Origin of the sequence: Pseudomonas syringae pv. tomato str. DC3000, assembly GCF_000007805.1 — a bacterium.
Classification (GTDB): Bacteria; Pseudomonadota; Gammaproteobacteria; order Pseudomonadales; family Pseudomonadaceae; genus Aquipseudomonas; species Aquipseudomonas avellanae.
Genome location: NC_004578.1, coordinates 314,178 through 330,233, shown reverse-complemented (window position 1 = coordinate 330,233; position 16,056 = coordinate 314,178). Strand labels below are relative to the sequence as shown.

Annotated in this window: 18 protein-coding genes and 1 tRNA gene; 6 read left to right on the top strand and 13 right to left on the bottom strand. The window is 58.3% G+C overall.

The genetic code is table 11. The annotated features are described in order from the left end of the window. Positions 1-14: 14 nt before the first annotated feature. The 4 genes from PSPTO_RS01605 to PSPTO_RS01590 form a co-directional block, all read right to left on the bottom strand. Positions 15-1,406, bottom strand: coding sequence for a response regulator (locus tag PSPTO_RS01605; protein WP_046463817.1), 1,392 nt, complete (start codon positions 1,404-1,406; stop codon positions 15-17). A 156-nt stretch (positions 1,407-1,562) separates the two neighbouring features. Further along, positions 1,563-2,843, bottom strand: a complete 1,281-nt coding sequence (gene gabT / locus PSPTO_RS01600) for a 4-aminobutyrate--2-oxoglutarate transaminase (protein WP_011103086.1) — start codon at positions 2,841-2,843, stop codon at positions 1,563-1,565. Between the two features lie 183 nt (positions 2,844-3,026). Further along, the gene (gene gabD, locus PSPTO_RS01595; RefSeq protein ID WP_011103085.1) at positions 3,027-4,469 is read right to left on the bottom strand and encodes an NADP-dependent succinate-semialdehyde dehydrogenase; all 1,443 of its coding nucleotides are present in this window, start codon (positions 4,467-4,469) and stop codon (positions 3,027-3,029) included. 270 nt (positions 4,470-4,739) lie between these two features. Continuing rightward, positions 4,740-5,951, bottom strand: coding sequence for an FAD-dependent monooxygenase (locus PSPTO_RS01590; protein ID WP_046463816.1), 1,212 nt, complete (start codon positions 5,949-5,951; stop codon positions 4,740-4,742). 224 nt (positions 5,952-6,175) lie between these two features. On the opposite strand from PSPTO_RS01590, the gene PSPTO_RS01585 reads away from it, so the two are divergent. Further along, positions 6,176-6,252: transfer RNA gene (locus tag PSPTO_RS01585), tRNA-Arg, on the top strand. 125 nt (positions 6,253-6,377) lie between these two features. Here the strand turns inward: PSPTO_RS01585 and PSPTO_RS01580 are convergent. From PSPTO_RS01580 to PSPTO_RS01570, 3 genes are all read right to left on the bottom strand, one after another. Beyond that, positions 6,378-6,995, bottom strand: a complete 618-nt coding sequence (locus PSPTO_RS01580; RefSeq protein WP_011103083.1) for a recombinase family protein — start codon at positions 6,993-6,995, stop codon at positions 6,378-6,380. Between the two features lie 121 nt (positions 6,996-7,116). Further along, positions 7,117-7,407 carry a hypothetical protein gene (locus PSPTO_RS01575; RefSeq protein WP_011103082.1) on the bottom strand — a complete coding sequence of 97 codons (291 nt, stop codon included), beginning with the start codon at positions 7,405-7,407 and terminating at the stop codon, positions 7,117-7,119. Beyond that, entirely contained in the window at positions 7,404-7,727 is a 324-nt protein-coding gene (locus tag PSPTO_RS01570; protein ID WP_011103081.1) for a hypothetical protein, read from the bottom strand. Before PSPTO_RS01570 ends, PSPTO_RS01575 begins: the two co-directional genes overlap by 4 nt. Positions 7,728-9,305: 1,578 nt before the next feature. Between PSPTO_RS01570 and PSPTO_RS01565 the strand changes: the two genes are divergently transcribed. Both PSPTO_RS01565 and PSPTO_RS01560 read left to right on the top strand, forming a co-directional pair. Next, positions 9,306-9,527: a hypothetical protein gene (locus tag PSPTO_RS01565; RefSeq protein ID WP_011103080.1), complete on the top strand. Its 222-nt coding sequence runs from the start codon at positions 9,306-9,308 to the stop codon at positions 9,525-9,527. Next, a complete protein-coding gene (locus PSPTO_RS01560) occupies positions 9,524-9,919 on the top strand; it encodes a hypothetical protein (RefSeq protein WP_057443286.1) in 396 nt (131 codons plus the stop codon). Before PSPTO_RS01565 ends, PSPTO_RS01560 begins: the two co-directional genes overlap by 4 nt. Before the next feature lie 411 nt (positions 9,920-10,330). Here PSPTO_RS01560 and PSPTO_RS01555 read toward each other — a convergent pair whose 3' ends face one another. Continuing rightward, positions 10,331-10,531, bottom strand: a complete 201-nt coding sequence (locus tag PSPTO_RS01555) for a hypothetical protein (RefSeq protein ID WP_011103079.1) — start codon at positions 10,529-10,531, stop codon at positions 10,331-10,333. Positions 10,532-10,544: 13 nt separating this feature from the next. Further along, the gene (locus tag PSPTO_RS01550) at positions 10,545-10,853 is read right to left on the bottom strand and encodes a hypothetical protein (protein ID WP_011103078.1); all 309 of its coding nucleotides are present in this window, start codon (positions 10,851-10,853) and stop codon (positions 10,545-10,547) included. Between the two features lie 572 nt (positions 10,854-11,425). Here PSPTO_RS01550 and istA point away from each other — a divergent pair. Beyond that, positions 11,426-12,448 (top strand): IS21-like element ISPsy4 family transposase, encoded by a 1,023-nt coding sequence (istA, locus tag PSPTO_RS01545; RefSeq protein ID WP_002551322.1) that lies wholly within the window; start codon positions 11,426-11,428, stop codon positions 12,446-12,448. Then, positions 12,445-13,254, top strand: a complete 810-nt coding sequence (istB, locus tag PSPTO_RS01540; RefSeq protein WP_005741073.1) for an IS21-like element ISPsy4 family helper ATPase IstB — start codon at positions 12,445-12,447, stop codon at positions 13,252-13,254. The genes istA and istB overlap by 4 nt, the downstream gene beginning before the upstream one ends. Before the next feature lie 197 nt (positions 13,255-13,451). Here the strand turns inward: istB and PSPTO_RS01535 are convergent, their stop codons facing one another. The 3 genes from PSPTO_RS01535 to PSPTO_RS01525 form a co-directional block, all read right to left on the bottom strand. Beyond that, on the bottom strand, positions 13,452-13,688 hold the full coding sequence (locus PSPTO_RS01535) for a helix-turn-helix domain-containing protein (RefSeq protein WP_011103077.1): 237 nt from the start codon (positions 13,686-13,688) through the stop codon (positions 13,452-13,454). A 122-nt stretch (positions 13,689-13,810) separates the two neighbouring features. After that, positions 13,811-13,963, bottom strand: a complete 153-nt coding sequence (locus PSPTO_RS01530) for a hypothetical protein (RefSeq protein WP_162491839.1) — start codon at positions 13,961-13,963, stop codon at positions 13,811-13,813. Then, entirely contained in the window at positions 13,963-14,163 is a 201-nt protein-coding gene (locus tag PSPTO_RS01525; protein WP_011103075.1) for a helix-turn-helix domain-containing protein, read from the bottom strand. Before PSPTO_RS01525 ends, PSPTO_RS01530 begins: the two co-directional genes overlap by 1 nt. A 175-nt stretch (positions 14,164-14,338) precedes the next feature. Here PSPTO_RS01525 and PSPTO_RS01520 point away from each other — a divergent pair, with 175 nt between their 5' ends. Further along, positions 14,339-14,842, top strand: a complete 504-nt coding sequence (locus PSPTO_RS01520) for a hypothetical protein (protein WP_057443213.1) — start codon at positions 14,339-14,341, stop codon at positions 14,840-14,842. Here the strand turns inward: PSPTO_RS01520 and PSPTO_RS01515 are convergent. Beyond that, positions 14,839-16,047: a tyrosine-type recombinase/integrase gene (locus PSPTO_RS01515; RefSeq protein WP_057443212.1), complete on the bottom strand. Its 1,209-nt coding sequence runs from the start codon at positions 16,045-16,047 to the stop codon at positions 14,839-14,841. The genes PSPTO_RS01520 and PSPTO_RS01515 overlap by 4 nt on opposite strands. Positions 16,048-16,056 lie beyond the last annotated feature (9 nt).

Below are 16,056 nucleotides of genomic sequence, written 5' to 3'. Positions count from 1 at the left end.
GTTTGGCCACGCTCTTATTTCTTCGTCACACCCTGAACCGCATCGCCCGGGTCCTCAAGCGCCGCGGGCTCTTGAATAGGTGCCTCAGGCGTAAGGTCCAGCAAGTCATGCTCATCTTCCTCAACTGCATCGGCAACGGCCTCAGGCTCGACCGGCAGCGGTATCAGCAGGCTCGGATCCGTCACGCCGGTGAGTTTCTTGCGCAGACGCTGCAAGTCGCCAACGCTTAGCTTCAACAGCTTCGCCGACTTAGTCTTGATCAACGGGGTAACACTCTCTTCCTCGCCCAGACGCGCCATCTGGCCCGCCAGGTTCATCGCCAGTACCTCGCGAGTGAAGATGCCGGTGTTGTACTGATATACCGCAGCGATCAGCTCACGCAGCTCCAGCGGCAAGCGCCAGCGGGTGCGCAGCGCAGAACCGAAGGCAGCGGAATACTGCTCCAGCGATTGCTTGATCACCTCTTCATTCAGCACGCCACCAGCCAGCAGCCACTCCTGCAAACAGCCCAGCACAGCCAGATCACCCAGCGACTGCAACAGCCCGGCGCAGAAACAACGCTCTACATCCAACTCCAGCATGCCACCCAGAATGCGCGCGTAGTCAGCGGTGCGCTGCGACATGGTCCAGAATTCATGGGCTTGTGCCAGCAACGCATCGTCGGTCAGCACCGCCATGCGCTTTTTAGCCAAACCCGATGCAATGTTCGCACCTTGCACCGGCCCCAGAATGCCAAGCGCCCCACCCATGGTCTGCACCGGCTTGCCCAGGTGTTGGGCAGCGCTGTTGGCGGCGGCGATTAAAACGGCGGTGATGTGCGGATCGTTGCGCAGTTCCTGCTCCAGCAAGGCAACGTCGATGCCATTCGCGGTTTGACTGAGCTTCACGGCGGTCGCGACATCAACGAATAGCGGCGCGCCGTCCGCCACGTCACGGCGCTTGTCGAGAAACTTGGTGAGGGTCAGCCCAGGCGTCAACGCAGGCACTTCACCCGGCGCCGGGGCGCGATGCTCCAGCAGCAGGCTTTCAAGGCGCTGGCGCAAACCCTCGGTGTTCAGGGGCTTGGTCAGATAGGCGGTCGGAGCCAACGGCAAGACTTCACGCACGCTGGCGCTGTCACTACGGCTGCTGATCAGAATGAAGGGGATAACAGGCTGACGGCGCAGGTTACGCACGCCACGCAACAGGCTGAGCCCATCGATGCCCGGCAGCTCGCGTGCAGCAATGACCAGATCCGGCAGTTGCTTCTTCATCCACTCGACGGCTTGCTTGCCATCGGTGCACATCTCCAGTTCGACGTCCGCGCGCACGCCCAGCACCAGATCGCTGAGTGTTTCGCGAACCCACGGATCAGACTCAGCAATCAAGACGCGAGGTACCGCGGGTAAAACTACAGCAGTCATCATGACTCTCCGACATCGATGCGTTCACCTTAGCCAATGCGTTCGCCCGGATATAGCCAAAAGAGTGAAATACCTTGCTCCAGACGAAAAAAAACCCGTCGAAACGGGCTTTTTTTGTCCGTTTGGTCACAAATTAATCAATTCGCGACCGCACGTTTTTCACGCTATTTCAGCGAAGCACTCGTCGAGAATTGCCAGACCACGGGTCAGCAGTTCCTCTTCGGCGGTCAGCGGTACCAGTACGCGCAACACGTTGCCGTAAGTACCGCACGACAGCAGGATCAACCCCTTGTCACGCGCCTTGGCGACAACCTGAGCCACTGCAGCGGCGTTAGGCTTGTGCGAGTCGCCGTCTTCAAACAGCTCGACAGCGATCATCGCGCCCAGCGCACGCACTTCACCGATCACCGGGTACTTGGCCTGCATGCCTTTGAGCGCCGTCACCAGACGCTCGCCCACGGTCTTGCAGCGCTCCAGCAGGTGTTCTTCTTCAAAGATATCCAGCACCGCCAAGGCTGCCGCGCAGGCCACCGGGCTACCGGCATACGTGCCGCCCAGACCGCCGGGCGCAATGGCGTCCATGTATTCAGCCTTGCCGCACACGCCCGCCAACGGGAAACCGCCCGCGATGGACTTGGCGAATGTGGTCAGGTCAGCAGCAACGCCCATCTGCTCCATGGCGAAGAACGTACCGGTACGGCCAGCGCCGGTCTGCACTTCGTCAGCGATCAGCAGGATGCCATGCTTGTCGCACAGCTCGCGCAGACGCAGCATGAAGGCCTTCGGCGCCACGTAGAAACCACCTTCGCCCTGCACCGGCTCGATGATGATCGCAGCGATGTCCCGTGGCTCGGCGTCGTTCTTGAAGATGCGCTCGATGCTGGCGATGGAATCGTCAACGCTCACGCCATGCAGCTCGCACGGGTACAGCGCGCGGAAGATACCGCCCGGCATCAGGCCCATGCCGGCCGAGTAAGGCACAACCTTACCGGTCAGGCCCAGGGTCATCATGGTGCGGCCGTGGTAAGCACCGGTGAACGCGATCACACCTGCACGGCCAGTGGCAGCACGAGCGATCTTCACGGCGTTTTCCACCGCTTCGGAACCGGTAGTGACCAGCAGGGTTTTCTTGTCGAAATCACCTGGCACTTTGGCGTTGATCTTTTCGCACAGCTCTACATAAGGCTCGTACGCCAATACCTGGAAACAGGTATGGGTCAGCTTGGTGAGCTGCTCTTGCACGGCGGCGACGATCTTCGGGTGCAGGTGACCGGTGTTCAGCACCGCAATACCGCCGGCGAAGTCGATGAATTCACGACCTTCCACGTCGGTAACGGTGGCGTTCTTCGCCGAAGCAGCGAAGATAGGGTGGATCTGACCAACGCCACGCGGGACGGCAGCATGGCGGCGTTGCATCAGGGATTCGTTGGTCTGGCTCATGTATTCCTCATTCGCCGCTCATCGGTCGGCGTGGTTCAAGGATCAAGCGGGCTGGATCAACTGCAACAGCATACGATGATCGACTGCTGCAGCCTTCAGGCCGCCAAGAAATTACGGTGCAACAAAAGCCGATGGCACGTCGCTCTCGCGCGCCATCGGCTGCAACACCTCAGCGCCAGTCAGTCAGACCGACAGGCAGAGGTATTTGATTTCCAGATAATCTTCAATGCCGTACTTGGAACCTTCACGGCCCAGGCCGGACGACTTGATCCCGCCGAACGGTGCCAGTTCGTTGGAGATCAGGCCGGTGTTGATACCCACCATGCCATATTCCAGCGCCTCGGCCACCCGGAACACGCGGCTCATGTTCTGCGCATAAAAGTACGACGCCAGACCGAACTCGGTATCGTTGGCCAGCGCAATCGCCTCAGCCTCGTCCTTGAAACGGAACAGTGGGGCCAGCGGACCGAACGTCTCTTCTCGGGCAACGGCGGCATCTTTCGACACATTGACCAGAATAGTCGGCTCGAAGAACGAGCCTTCCAGGCTGTTGCCACCGGTCAGCACGGTCGCACCTTTGCTGACAGCGTCGGCAATGTGCTCCTTGACCTTGGCCACGGCCTTTTCATCAATCAACGGGCCAGTGGTAATGCCGTCTTCCAGGCCGTTACCTATTTTCAGCTTGCCGACCGCCACCTTGAGCTTCTCGGCGAATGCGTCATACACGCCGTCCTGCACATAGATGCGGTTGGCGCAGACGCAAGTCTGACCGTTGTTGCGGTACTTGGAGATCATCGCGCCTTCGACGGCCTTGTCGAGGTCGGCGTCGTCGAACACGATAAAAGGCGCGTTACCGCCCAGCTCCAGCGACACTTTCTTGATGTCCTTGGCGCATTCAGCCATCAACTGGCGACCGATCTCGGTCGAACCCGTGAAGGACAATTTACGCACGATCGGGTTACCGGTCAGCTCGCTGCCGATATCGCCCGCGCTGCCCGTCACCACGCTGAACACGCCGGCCGGAATACCCGCACGCTCGGCCAGTTCAGCCAGCGCCAACGCAGAAAACGGCGTTTGCGACGCAGGCTTGAGCACCATCGTGCAACCCGCCGCCAGCGCAGGGCCGGCCTTGCGGGTGATCATCGCTGCCGGGAAATTCCACGGCGTAATCGCCGCCGTCACACCAATCGGCTGCTTGAGCACAATCAGACGCTTGTCCGGCTGGTGACCGGGGATCACATCGCCGTACACGCGCTTGGCTTCTTCAGCGAACCACTCGATAAACGACGCTGCATACGTGATCTCGCCCTTGGCCTCAGCCAGCGGCTTGCCCTGCTCCAGGGTCATCAGCAGACCCAGGTCGTCCTGATTCTCGATCATCAGCTCGAACCAGCGACGCAGCTTGTTACCGCGCTCTTTGGCGGTCAGCGCACGCCAGGCCGGCAGCGCCTTGTCAGCCGCCTCAATCGCCCGACGCGTCTCGGCCGCGCCCATTTTCGGCACAGTGCCGAGGATCTCGTTGGTCGCCGGGTTGTTGACCTTGATCGACTGACCACCGTCCGCATCCAGCCACTGGCCGTTGATGTAGGCTTGCTGGCGGAACAGGGTGGAATCTTTAAGCTGCATGTCGGCCTCCTAAACAGCACCGCGCAAAGGCGGAGCGAACAATTGAATATCGATGCACCCCGTTTGGAAGCCATCGCCAGGAAAACATTCCATCGGGTTCCAGCGATGCGCAACGCATGAAAGCAGGAAGACCGAACAAGAGCGTTTGAAATCTCAAACGAATCCTAGGCATTGCGGGGGCAAAGGACAATAGGCCGTTCGAAAAAAAGATCGGGTGTTCAGGGCTGTGTGGTTTTTTGATCCGTGCCAGTCCCGGAGGGGACTGCACCACTATCGATAATCAGGCAGCGTGAACGACTGAACCGCAGGCGTTAGCGCCCTGGCAGCACGCTTGCTGATAAAGGGGGTCGCCACCAACCGCTGCACGGCGCGAAGGATCCTGACACCCGTGCGACTGCGAGGATGCACCAGACGCGGAACAAGCCTGGGCACACTCTGCGACTTTTTCACCACCGGGCGCAGCACATACTCATACGCGGCAAGAGCCGCGGCAATGGAATCGGTTTTGGTCAGCTCGCCAGCCAGCACATACGCGCCAATCAGCGCCAGCGAAGCGCCGACCCCGCCCAGCGGCGTGACACACCAGGCCGCATCGCCCAGCAACACCACAGGCCCGTTGGACCAGCGATCAATCTTCACCTGGCGCAGATCATCGAACCAGAAGTCCTCCGCGGCCTCCATCCCGGCCAGCAGACGAGGCACCTCCCAGCCCGCGCCGTCGAAAGACGACCGAAGAAACGCCTTCTGCTCGGCAATACTGTTGCCAACCCCGAGGTGGCTGCGGCCGTGCACATTAAAGAACGCACGCGTCGTACCGCGATTGTCCGGGCGAACACCTGCACTGCGACCGCCTACTGCGTTATACCAACGCGCAGTCTGGCTATCGGTCGGCGCACGAGGCACGGTAAAGAATGCGCACGCCATGTCCATCCTGCGCGGCTGATTCTCGCCGGGGAACACCAGCTCCCGCGTACGCGAGCCGACCCCTTCCGCGATGATCAACAGATCAAAACGCTCCTCGTCACCGTTCTCGAACGTGACCGACACACCGGCATCATCGTGCACCACCGAGACAATACGATAAGCAAAGCGATAGAAGGCATCGGCAGACGAAGCCTCATACAGCAGGCGGGCAAGATCACCACGCAACACCTCAAGCTCAGCCGTAGGACCATCGCCGTCCAGACCGGACAGATCAATTTGCGCCGCCGTACGGTTATCCTCATCGACCCACGCCAGCCCCGTCTCGCCGGTATTAAGGTCCTTCACCGCCTGCTCAAGCCCCATCAAACGCAGCACCTCCCGAGCCGCGCCGCGCACATCCACATTCTGCCCGCCATCGCGAAAGGCAGGCGCCTGCTCGACGACCGTGACATCGCAATTGCGCTGCGTCAGCCACCATGCCGCAGCGCAGCCTGCGATGCTGGCCCCGGTGATAAGAACGCGGCACGGGCTGCGCTCGATGCTTTTGAACTGGTTGATAAGAGGACCTCGGGGAGAACGATCTGGCTGGGGGGTAGTGGGGCATCATGCACCACGTGGTGGTTGTGCCGGAAGCGGGTGGCTGTCTCTTTGTGGGTGGCAGTGGGTGTGGGGTGATGAAAGGCTTACTGGCGTCCGCCTGCCGGGGGCGCTGGATGATTTGCGTTACGGGCTGACCGCAACTGGACGCCCCGTACCCATGTGAGTATCATGGCGCCCGCGCTGCACCAGTAGCTCAGCTGGATAGAGTACTGCCCTCCGAAGGCAGGGGTCGTGGGTTCGAATCCCGCCTGGTGCACCAATGAATTCAGGGCTTTCAGCCCATTCAGCCTGACAGCGCATACACCCGTGACAGCAGGGTGACAGCATCAGGCGAAAAAAAGCCCCGCACAGGATCTTCTGGCGGGGCTTTTTTATGCTCGATGATTATGAACCCGATGACTCCCTGATGCGGAGCACGGTCGTCGTGGAGCAGTCAGCGTGCCGGGCAGTGGCACGGATGCCCAGCCCAGCCCTCAAAAGCTCTTTCACGCGCTTGTGCAGATCGGCGTCGACCGGGCGGCCCTGATATTTACCCTCGGCCTTGGCCTTCTCGATCCCCTGCGCCTGGCGCTCGCGCCGCTGCTCGTAATCCTTACGGGCAATCGCAGCCATCATCTCCACCAGCATTGAGTTGATCGCGCCCAGCATCCGGGCGGTGAACTCGTCGCCCTTGGTGTCCTGCATTCCCTGGTGGCTCGTTGGCAGATCGAGCGCGACGATTCGCAGGCCCTTGGAGTCGATAGCGGCCTTGAGCTTCTGCCAGTCGTCCACAGGCAGGCGCGAGAGCCTGTCGATGGATTCCACCAGCAGCACGTCACCCTTGCGCGCATCCTTGAGCAGGCGTAGCAGCTCGGGGCGATCCGCTGTCGCGCCGCTGGCATTCTCCAAGTATTCGCTGGCAATGACCTTGTTGTGGTCGCTGGCGAACTGCTCGAGCGAGGCGCGAGCCCGGCCAGCGTCTTGCTCATCGGTTGAGGCTCGAAGGTATGCGCGAATGAACATGATGTGCGTACCGTATCAGTTTAGGCGTATCACTAATAATGTTGCACTTTGAGTGTCATTTATCAAGCGAAAAGCCGAAATAAACGGATATTTGCGTGTATCAGCTCATGCATACCTTTGTTTACGCCACGCTGAACTTGCCCCGAGGCCCGAGCAAAGTGCCGAACGACTCGGCATAACTCTCTCTCATCTGCTTCGTGAAAATCTCGGTCAGCTCGACAACCTCCGGTCCGACTTCCTCACCGCAATGGATCACCGCGATAAAGCGGCCCATGACGTCAGCGTTCAGTTGCGCGCGCTCACGCCATACGTGTGGTGGCGTTTCGGCCTCCATGCCCTTAAAGATTACCGGCACCAGAGCCTGGCTTAGCGCCTCGATCAGCTCTGGCATATTGATATCACTGATTTTCATCGTTTCCCCCTAATAATTTGCATGGCCGGGCCGTTTCTCTGCAGATCGCGCAGCATCATCTCGTAGCCACCCCTCATGCCTCGGGATGCACCGTCGTCCGCTGCCTGCTTCAGTTGCTGAGCCGTGTTCTCGTCAGCGCCTCCTTGAAAGTAAAAGTTCTGCTCGATCGTTGGCAAGCCTACCGATGCTGAAGAGCTAGAAACCCTGGATGTTGATGCGGCGCTGCCGACATACCCGCCGTCGGCATAGCCCTTGGTGTTGGCGTTCATGCGCTCCAGGAACTCACGCGCGCCGGGCTGGCTGACTACTTCCTTTTTCACGACAAATTCTCCGGCGTGGACAACGCCCTTAGGCTCGAACTTACCGCCAGGTGCAGGCCCCTTTCTGTAATCCAGCGCTTGGCTCGATTACGCTTGCTGCTGAAGTTTCTAGGCTCGCCCAATTGCCGACTCCAAGCTGATAACTGGCTTGTTTTCCGAGAGGGCTATTAGCAGGGCATTGGCCGTGACATTACCGCTGTCGGCAGCCGCACGAATTCGCGCCCAGGCGAGATTTAACTCGGTGCGGGTTGGCCTAGCTTGCGGGCCGCGTTGCTTTGCTTGGGTGGTATGCATGATCAATCCTCAATTGGCCGCGTAACCTTCTTACAGCGCAAATTAGGCTTTATCTGAATGCACATCCAGTGCTTTTTGAGTGCACTTAGAGTGATACACAGAACGAGACAGAACTGGACGAAAAGACCCTTTAAAAGCGGACGAGCGGTCTATTCAAGGAGGGTCGTTTTGTTGCAGTAAGTAGAAGGGAGGCTAAGTGATACAGGGCTGGAATCTCAGCTCAGTGATCCAACCTCAGATTGAGGCTGAGCGGTAACTTCCCCCAGCGGGGAAAGTTGTTCCGCGCCACGAAATGAGAGCACTCAAAATCGTGGCGCGCGACTCTGCAGTGAACGAATCGCTCACCCTCGTGTTACGGCGTGCTGTCAGGCTTTTCCACCGACGGTGGCTTTCAACCCTCCTCCTTTGGGAAAGGTGGGAAAATCCCACATCGAACTGATGAGCCTGGTCACAGAAAGCCGTGCTCAGCTTTGAGCACATCTCCAACACTACCCAGCACCCGGCCTCCCGTTTCGGAATGGCAGGTATGCCCCCAACGGGGGAGCATCTCCGGCCGCGGCTCAGATCTGATCCATCCCCCACTGGGGCTCGAACCCGCATCCAGATGTGAGCAGCTCTGCGCGCATCTAAAGGTGGGCCAGGATCACTTTTACGATCTGCTCGTGAAAGGGTGTCGTTCCTTGAAACGGCACCCTTCTGGATCTCAAATCCGAAACTACCCAGATTCCGGGTAGGTATCCCAAACTTTCGGGACACCTAAAAGTGGGATTTTTCCACTTCGCACAGATAGATCGGCTTAACTTTCAGCCAATCCCCCAAATCTGGGGCCAGCTCGTACGCACCACCCGGGCAGTGCGTGGCACCGGGCAAGGCAGGGGGTGCAATTATTTTGCATCCTCCTATTGCGTCAGTACTAACGATATGTGAATATGCTCGCACGTCAGTACAAACGAGGTATGTCATGGCAGAGAAGACCGAACAGAAACCCAAGACCAGCACAGAGCGACAGCGCGAGCTGAAGGCGCGTCGGGTTGCAGATGGGTACAAGCACACCACGGTATGGATTCATGAGGAGACAGCGAAGGATGGGATCAGGGCGGCACGGAAAGGCGAGCCACTGGCACCGATGGACTCACTAGACCCGCTCAGTTGGGCGGCAGGGTGGATCAGCGAGAAGGGTAGGCAGTAGACCGGCAAAGAATTTTGCCAATCTGAAATAGGTGCCAACCCGGTGCGTCAACACCGGGTTGGCTGCCACACGACGCAACTCTTGAGGAACACGTCATGCAACAGTACCAAAAATACACCGAAACCGTTGGAAATCAAGACATTATAGCCGAAACGGCGGTAGTGCTTGAACTGCTGGCCTTCGCGCTGGCGATTATCGCAATGCCAGGCACTACGCCGATCGTTTCAAAGGTGCTGGCCACCCTGGCACAGCACACGGCGTCGAGCTGGGCTGAATTGTTAGCCCAGTCCTCAGCTGTCGAAGGGGGTGCCCAATGAGCGCGAAAACCGAACAGCCAGGCGCAACAGTCACCCTGCTAAGGCGCGCACTTGATGCCGATTTTACGCCCGAACAGAAGACCATAATCGCAGAGCTGCTTACCGCCGAAAGAGCGCACGCGTCCCGCTGGTGGACACATTTGAACGAAATGCGCCTTGCCCAGCAGCTCCCGGCGTGGTGTTCAGGCGCAGACGTGGGCAGTCGCGCGGATCGCGACCGGTGGCAGCAAGATTGCAGCGCCACCACGCAAGAGTTGCTCGGTTACAGAGGGCACTTAAACCGGTTCGACCCGCAACACGTCCATAAGGTTATCGACCTGGACACCAAGCGGTGCTTCTCGCTCGAAAATCCGTCCGCGCACGGTGAATCCGGCAAGGGGGATGAAGCATGAGCGGCCTCTTCGCTGATCACGCTGCTTTTGGATCGGAGCCAATAAAACGAGAGTTTCGTAGTAAGACCTGCTGACGCGACATTGAAAAAGGGATGCCCTCAAACCCGAGTGCATCCCTTTTTCGTTTGATGATCCAAATCTGGACCATCTTCAATGTATCCAAGCCTGGATGCATCTCCCCAAAACTGGGGCAACCTGAGATGCGTCCAAATCTGGACCGATCGCGTAATTACCCGAGAGAGCCCGAGTGTGTACGTTTCAACACAGTGTGTCGTTTCCTACACAGTGGATAACGTTGAATGGCGGCGGTTTAACGTTAAAACTGTCTCTGGGACAGAGTTGCGGCCGGACTTCCTGCATCGGCGGGAGTTATCAAGGCCCGCGAGACAGACCATATCGTCCGACTCGGACCTAGAGCCCCATCTGCCGAGCAATTACCCTAGGCTCCACGCCACGCTGCAAGGCGCGCCGGGCGTCAGCAGTCATCTGGTCCAGCGCCTTCTCTTCAAACGCCGTAGCCATCGCACCGGCTTTCCTCACAATCAGCAGTGCCAGCTCGGGCGGGAACTCGACTTTCGCGGTGGGCAGGTAGTCGCAATCGATCACGGACATTCAGGGCTCCCGGCTATTTGTCGTATGGCGGGAAGTTTAGCGCGTAGCGGTCCGGCTTGGTCAGGGTCTTCACGATCAGGCCGCGCTCTACCAAGTTCGCCAGGGCTTTGCGCACTTTGAGTTGAGACGGCAGGTCTCTATCAACGTCCGGACGCAGCTCACGTGGACGAGCATCCCATATCTGATGAAAGAAGCTCACCAACACCATCCGCGAATATTGCGGAGCGCCTTTCCACGCTCTACTGCGCATGATTGAAATGGGCATGATGAGGTGATCTTTCATGGCCGCCCGTATCTGATACTTCTTCAGTGTAATGCCCATCGTGTATTCCTCGGTGAAAGATCATAGAGAGGCTGTGTGTATGGTTTACGTAGGAGTGGTCCATATTTGATACCTGTGACTTCAGAAAACAGCCTCCACAGGTACTAAAAATGGTACCTGTGGAGTCGTGAAACCCCTCATATGGTCCATATTTGATACCTGTGGAATGCTCACAGGTATCGTTTATGGACCGGTAGAAATCGAAACTCAGCTCTTTTCCCAGTCATTTGTCGGCGCCCTATTGTTCCAGCAAGGTAGCCAGGTTAGCCGCCAGGTCCGGGTCTTGGATTGCGTTCGACTACAGAAAAGACTCTCATCAACCATTACAATGAATCCGGCGTCGGTCAGCTCTTTGAATACCCTAAGGGCCAACGTGCGTGAGCAGGGTATTTCCTCTTCAGCTTGGCGAACCCCGAATCCAACAGGGCCAGCTGGCGTCCAATGGCGATGCATTAGCTGCATCAGTGACTTGGCCTGAGGGGTTAGCTGTCACCGCCACTGTAAAAATGACCCCCTAACGCCAACCTAGAATTGACCCCCCTGGGTAAAACTGGCGGCTTTGAGCTGCCAATATGTTGACCCAGGAGCAGTCTGTGGAAATTAAAGTGTTGGCCCGTCAGGGCCATGGCATCAAATTCATCGCCCGTGAGCTGGGTATTTCGCGTAACACCGTGCGCAAGTACCTGCGAAAGGCCCGGTCGCTACCCAGTGACAAGGTGAGACCCGCACGTCCGTGCAAAATCGACCCCTTCAAGGACTACCTGCACGAGCGTATTGAGGCGGCGCGCCCACACTGGATTCCGGCGACCGTCCTGCTGCGTGAGATCACGGCATTGGGGTACAGCGGCGGCGTCAGTCGTCTGAAGGCTTATATTCGCCCCTTCAAACGTAAGGCAGAAGAGCCGGTGGTACGTTTCGAGACACTGCCCGGCAAGCAGATACAGGTGGACTTCACCACCATTCGACGAGGCCGTCAGCCGCTTAAGGCGTTCGTGGCGACACTTGGTTTTAGTCGAGCAAGCTTTGTCCGTTTCTCCGAGCGAGAGGACAGCGAAGCCTGGCTGACAGGGCTTCGGGAGGCGTTCGCTTACTTTGGCGGCGTGCCCGAGCAGGCATTGTTTGATAACGCCGGAACCATCATCACCGAGCGAGATGCTTTTGGGGAGGGCCAGCACCGTTGGCATCCCCGATTGGCTGCGCTGGCCGATGAGTTTGGTTTTATTCCCAAGGTCTGCCGCCCTTACCGTGCCCAGACCAAGGGCAAGGTTGAGCGCTTCAACGGGTATCTGAAGGGCAGTTTCATTACCCCGTTGGCCGCTACGCTCAAGAGTGCGGGTCTGACGCTGGATGTGGTGACGGCCAACGCACATATCGGCCAATGGCTCGACGAAGTCGCTCATCAGCGGATTCACGGCACGACGGGTGTTCAACCGGCGGTACGTCTGGCCCAAGAGCAGCAGGTACTATTACCACTGCCAACACAGAGCCTGCGCCCACAACCCGCCCAAGGCCTACGCCTGGGACGGGTCCTGCCGTACGAGAGCTTGCAGCATCCGCTGTCGGTTTATGAGCAACTGCTGGAGGTGAGAGCATGAACCTTCAACATGCTCGCCTGACAGAACTATGCAAGGGGCTAAAGCTTGAGCGCGTCGGGGTGGACTGGCCGCACCTGGCCCAACAAGCAGCAAGCGGCGAAGACAGCTTTGCCGACTTCCTCGAAAAGCTGCTGGCTGCCGAGACCGATGCCCGAAGTGAACGCTCTCGACAGGCCCTGCTGAAAACTGCCGCGCTGCCCGCTGTGAAAACGCTGGAGCAATACGACTTCGCGTTTGCCACCGGCGTCCCCCGGGCACAGCTCCAGGAGCTGGCAGCACTGAGTTTTGTTGGACGTGCCGAGAACATCGTGTTCCTGGGGCCTAGTGGTGTAGGCAAGAGCCACCTGGCTATCGCCCTGGCCTACCGGGCAGTGATGGCCGGTATCAAAACCCGCTTCGTCACGGCGGCTGACTTGATGCTGCAACTGACCGCTGCGCACCGCCAGGAACGGCTCAAGGAATACTTCAGTCGTGTGGTGATGGCCCCTGGGTTGTTGGTCATCGATGAAATCGGCTACCTGCCGTTTGGTCGTGATGAAGCCAACCTGTTCTTCAATGTTGTCGCCAAGCGCTACGAGCAAGGCAGCCTGATCCTCACGAGTAACTTGCCGTTTACCCAGTGGGCCGGAACCTTTGCGGATGATCAAACACTGACAGCGGCCATGCTGGACAGGCTGTTACATCATGCCCATATCGTGCAGATGACAGGTGAAAGCTATCGACTCAAGGACAAGCGCAAAGCAGGAACCAAATCTTCTCGGGCCGAACCGGCTCGAAAATATGAACCCGAGGGGGGTCAAAACTAAGTTGGCGATTTAGCACGGAAGGGGGTCACTTTTTAGTTGGCGTTGACAGTTAGCTGAAGCCATCTCGCAGACGAATACATGCGGCGCTGTGAAACGACTGTCCCCCCCTCCTTATCGAAAGGGAGGCGGCTTTTTTTCTTAGCCATTCAGTAGCTCGCAGGCAGTCGCCGGAAGCGGAATCGCTCCCGGCCGAGTGGTTAGGAGGCTTCACGCATCAGGACGTATTTTGCGACCCGATGCGGTGGCCGGCCTGGCTCAGTTGCCTGCCATACCCAGTTGGTGCGGATGTCGAAGCCGCGATTGCGCAGCCGGCGTATCGTGTTCGGCGGCTGGACGATGTCCAGATTTTGCGCAGCCTCAATGGTAGAAATCGGGCCTTCGCGTAGCGCCTCGATCATTTTGCGGTCTTGCTCAGTGGAAGAGTGGCGTGTCATAGTTTCGACCTCACGTTGGTGCTACCCAGTGTGTTTTTTGCTCTGACGGTGCTCGAACACCGTCAGGGCATTTCCCCCGCGCTTCCTGCGCTCGCAGTGCTCCCTCCATAGAATTTTGCTAATCATGCGACCACCTTTGCGCGCCAGGCACCCAGCTTGCGCAGCATTTCGAGATCGATCACCTTCGTGGCTGCAGGTAGTGCGATCTGGCACAAAAACCTCTCTTCACCATCATGCAAAGCCACTTTGACGGTCGTTCCGTCGATAGCAGCCATCACCGCGCACCAGCTTTGGCCGCGCGCTCAATCCATGCACGAAGCTCGGTCATCAAGATCAGGCGACGCTTGCCGAGCTTGAAGGCCTTCAAGTCGCCCGAGGCTATGACCTCATAAATGCCGGAGCGGGAGTGACCCACCAAGCGTGCGGCCTCTTCAACGCTTACTGAAAGCTGAGGTGTTACTGCGAGTTGCGACATAGCGTCTCCTTCTGGCGGGTTAGGTTTTGCCAGTGGTTGCTAGTCTATATTCATAAATTATAACAGCGCAAGCAATTGCTAAATCAATCCGTACTTATTCGGATTGACTGGGGAATGCAGGTGAAGCAAGCTATACGCGCAGGTCGGTTGGGCCGGCCGTTACGGTGGTAGGGATATGGCAACGAAGACGAGCAAGCGCACTGGCGAGACGAGCACCACGGTTGCCGTGGGCATCCGGATTGACCCGAAAATTAAATTCGCTCTGGATATAATGGGTCGACTGCAGAAGCGTTCGTTGACGGCCGTTGTGGAATGGGCGATTTCGAACGCCATCGCCGACCAGAAAGTAGATGTAGCTGGCAGAACTGGCAGAACAGAGATGTCTCTTGGGCGAGCAATCGACCAAATTTGGTCGACCGACGAATCTACTCGGTTTGTGATGCTTTGCTTCGATATGCCTCAAGCCCTCACCTATGACGAATTACGGATATGGGAAACAATCAAGGCAAGCCCGTTTTTTTGGAATACAGATGAGGCAGGCTGTTATGGCGTTGACAGGGATTCTATTTCCCTTGTGTCTGTAAGAATGGCGTGGGACTCGTTGATCGCTCATGTGGAAAAACACAAGCTGAGTGCTACGGTTGTACCTATTCGGGACGATGATTGTATCCCGTTCTAAATCAGCTCCACCGCCGCGGCCTTCGTGCCCGGTGCCAAGTGCGCATAGCGCAAAGTCATCTTGATGTCGGTGTGCCCCAGCAGCTCACGCACTGTGTTGAGCGGTACGCCGGCCATCACAAGTTTGGACGCGAAGGTGTGGCGCAGATCGTGCCACCGGAAGCGCTCCACTTTGGCCAATTTGAGCAGGCCGCTCCAGCTCTTCTTGACGTTATCCAACCGTTTGCCGTGCTGGCCGGGGAAGACGAACCCATTGCCGCCCCGCTGCTCTTTCCACTTCGTCAATGTGTCCAGCGCCTCGCGGTTCAGCGGGACGTGCCTGGTCTGCCCTGACTTCGAGGTGTCACCCTCGACGGTGATCAGCTTGTTCTTCAGGTCGACATCTGCCCAGGTCAGATTAAAGGCCTCGCCACGGCGCACGCCGGTATTGATCGAGAGCACCACCAGCGGCTCCAGGTGATCGGCGTAGCGAACCGCGCGCAGGTCCGCCAATGGCTCTTTATGGCGCTCCAGTCGCCACTTGTTTGCACTGTCGCGGGCATCGCGCATTTCGTTGCTGCGGGCCTCCAGAGCCTCTCGCAGAGCTGTTTCTTCCTCAATGCTGAGGTATCGCACCCGGCTGCGGTCGTCGACCTTGAGCTTGCGCACCTTGAGAGGGTGCTCCTGCAGTACTCCCCACTCCAGCGCGCGGCTCAGCACGCCACGTAGCCGGGTGATATTTCTATTCGCTGTCGATGGTGCCAAGCCGGCACGAAGCCAGGCGGTGCGGATCTGTTCTACACGCTTGGTGTCGATGCTACTGAGCGGTATTGAGAGCAGCGCTTCGAAACTGTGCCTGATCGCCCGATTTCCGTTCTTGGCGTCCCGGTGGTGCTCCGCGGCCCAAGGTTCGAACGTGTGGGTTAGGAAATGGTCGAGCGTCGGCATAGCAGCGCCGGTACGCTTCTCAGTGATTGCCACTGGCTCACCTATTGCGTGAGCATCTGCCAGATACCTTGATGCGTCCGTCCTGGCCTGCTCAAGCGTGATCACGCCGACACGGCCAAGGGTGGCCGCCTTGTTCCGTGCCCACGTGACCATATAGCTCGCGTGACCACTGGGCAGAACCCGTATTGAAAGACCGGGCTGGAGAGTGTCGTGGATGCGGTAAACCTTCTCCGCTGGCACAATGCGGGATATCGTCTTGCCGGTGATCTTGGTCTTCATGCTTTGTCC

Bases quoted from the DNA above. Each gene is read 5' to 3' on its own strand.
- PSPTO_RS01530 (WP_162491839.1), bottom strand. From the start codon at position 13,963: ATGGCTGCTATCGACGGAACGACCGTCAAAGTGGCTTTGCATGATGGT.
- PSPTO_RS01565 (WP_011103080.1), top strand. From the start codon at position 9,306: ATGCAACAGTACCAAAAATACACCGAAACCGTTGGAAATCAAGACATT.
- PSPTO_RS01520 (WP_057443213.1), top strand. From the start codon at position 14,339: ATGGCAACGAAGACGAGCAAGCGCACTGGCGAGACGAGCACCACGGTT.
- istA (WP_002551322.1), top strand. From the start codon at position 11,426: ATGTTGACCCAGGAGCAGTCTGTGGAAATTAAAGTGTTGGCCCGTCAG.
- PSPTO_RS01535 (WP_011103077.1), bottom strand. From the start codon at position 13,688: ATGACACGCCACTCTTCCACTGAGCAAGACCGCAAAATGATCGAGGCG.
- gabT (WP_011103086.1), bottom strand. From the start codon at position 2,843: ATGAGCCAGACCAACGAATCCCTGATGCAACGCCGCCATGCTGCCGTC.
- PSPTO_RS01550 (WP_011103078.1), bottom strand. From the start codon at position 10,853: ATGGGCATTACACTGAAGAAGTATCAGATACGGGCGGCCATGAAAGAT.
- gabD (WP_011103085.1), bottom strand. From the start codon at position 4,469: ATGCAGCTTAAAGATTCCACCCTGTTCCGCCAGCAAGCCTACATCAAC.
- PSPTO_RS01525 (WP_011103075.1), bottom strand. From the start codon at position 14,163: ATGTCGCAACTCGCAGTAACACCTCAGCTTTCAGTAAGCGTTGAAGAG.
- istB (WP_005741073.1), top strand. From the start codon at position 12,445: ATGAACCTTCAACATGCTCGCCTGACAGAACTATGCAAGGGGCTAAAG.
- PSPTO_RS01515 (WP_057443212.1), bottom strand. From the start codon at position 16,047: ATGAAGACCAAGATCACCGGCAAGACGATATCCCGCATTGTGCCAGCG.
- PSPTO_RS01605 (WP_046463817.1), bottom strand. From the start codon at position 1,406: ATGATGACTGCTGTAGTTTTACCCGCGGTACCTCGCGTCTTGATTGCT.
- PSPTO_RS01560 (WP_057443286.1), top strand. From the start codon at position 9,524: ATGAGCGCGAAAACCGAACAGCCAGGCGCAACAGTCACCCTGCTAAGG.
- PSPTO_RS01580 (WP_011103083.1), bottom strand. From the start codon at position 6,995: ATGTTCATTCGCGCATACCTTCGAGCCTCAACCGATGAGCAAGACGCT.
- PSPTO_RS01555 (WP_011103079.1), bottom strand. From the start codon at position 10,531: ATGTCCGTGATCGATTGCGACTACCTGCCCACCGCGAAAGTCGAGTTC.
- PSPTO_RS01575 (WP_011103082.1), bottom strand. From the start codon at position 7,407: ATGAAAATCAGTGATATCAATATGCCAGAGCTGATCGAGGCGCTAAGC.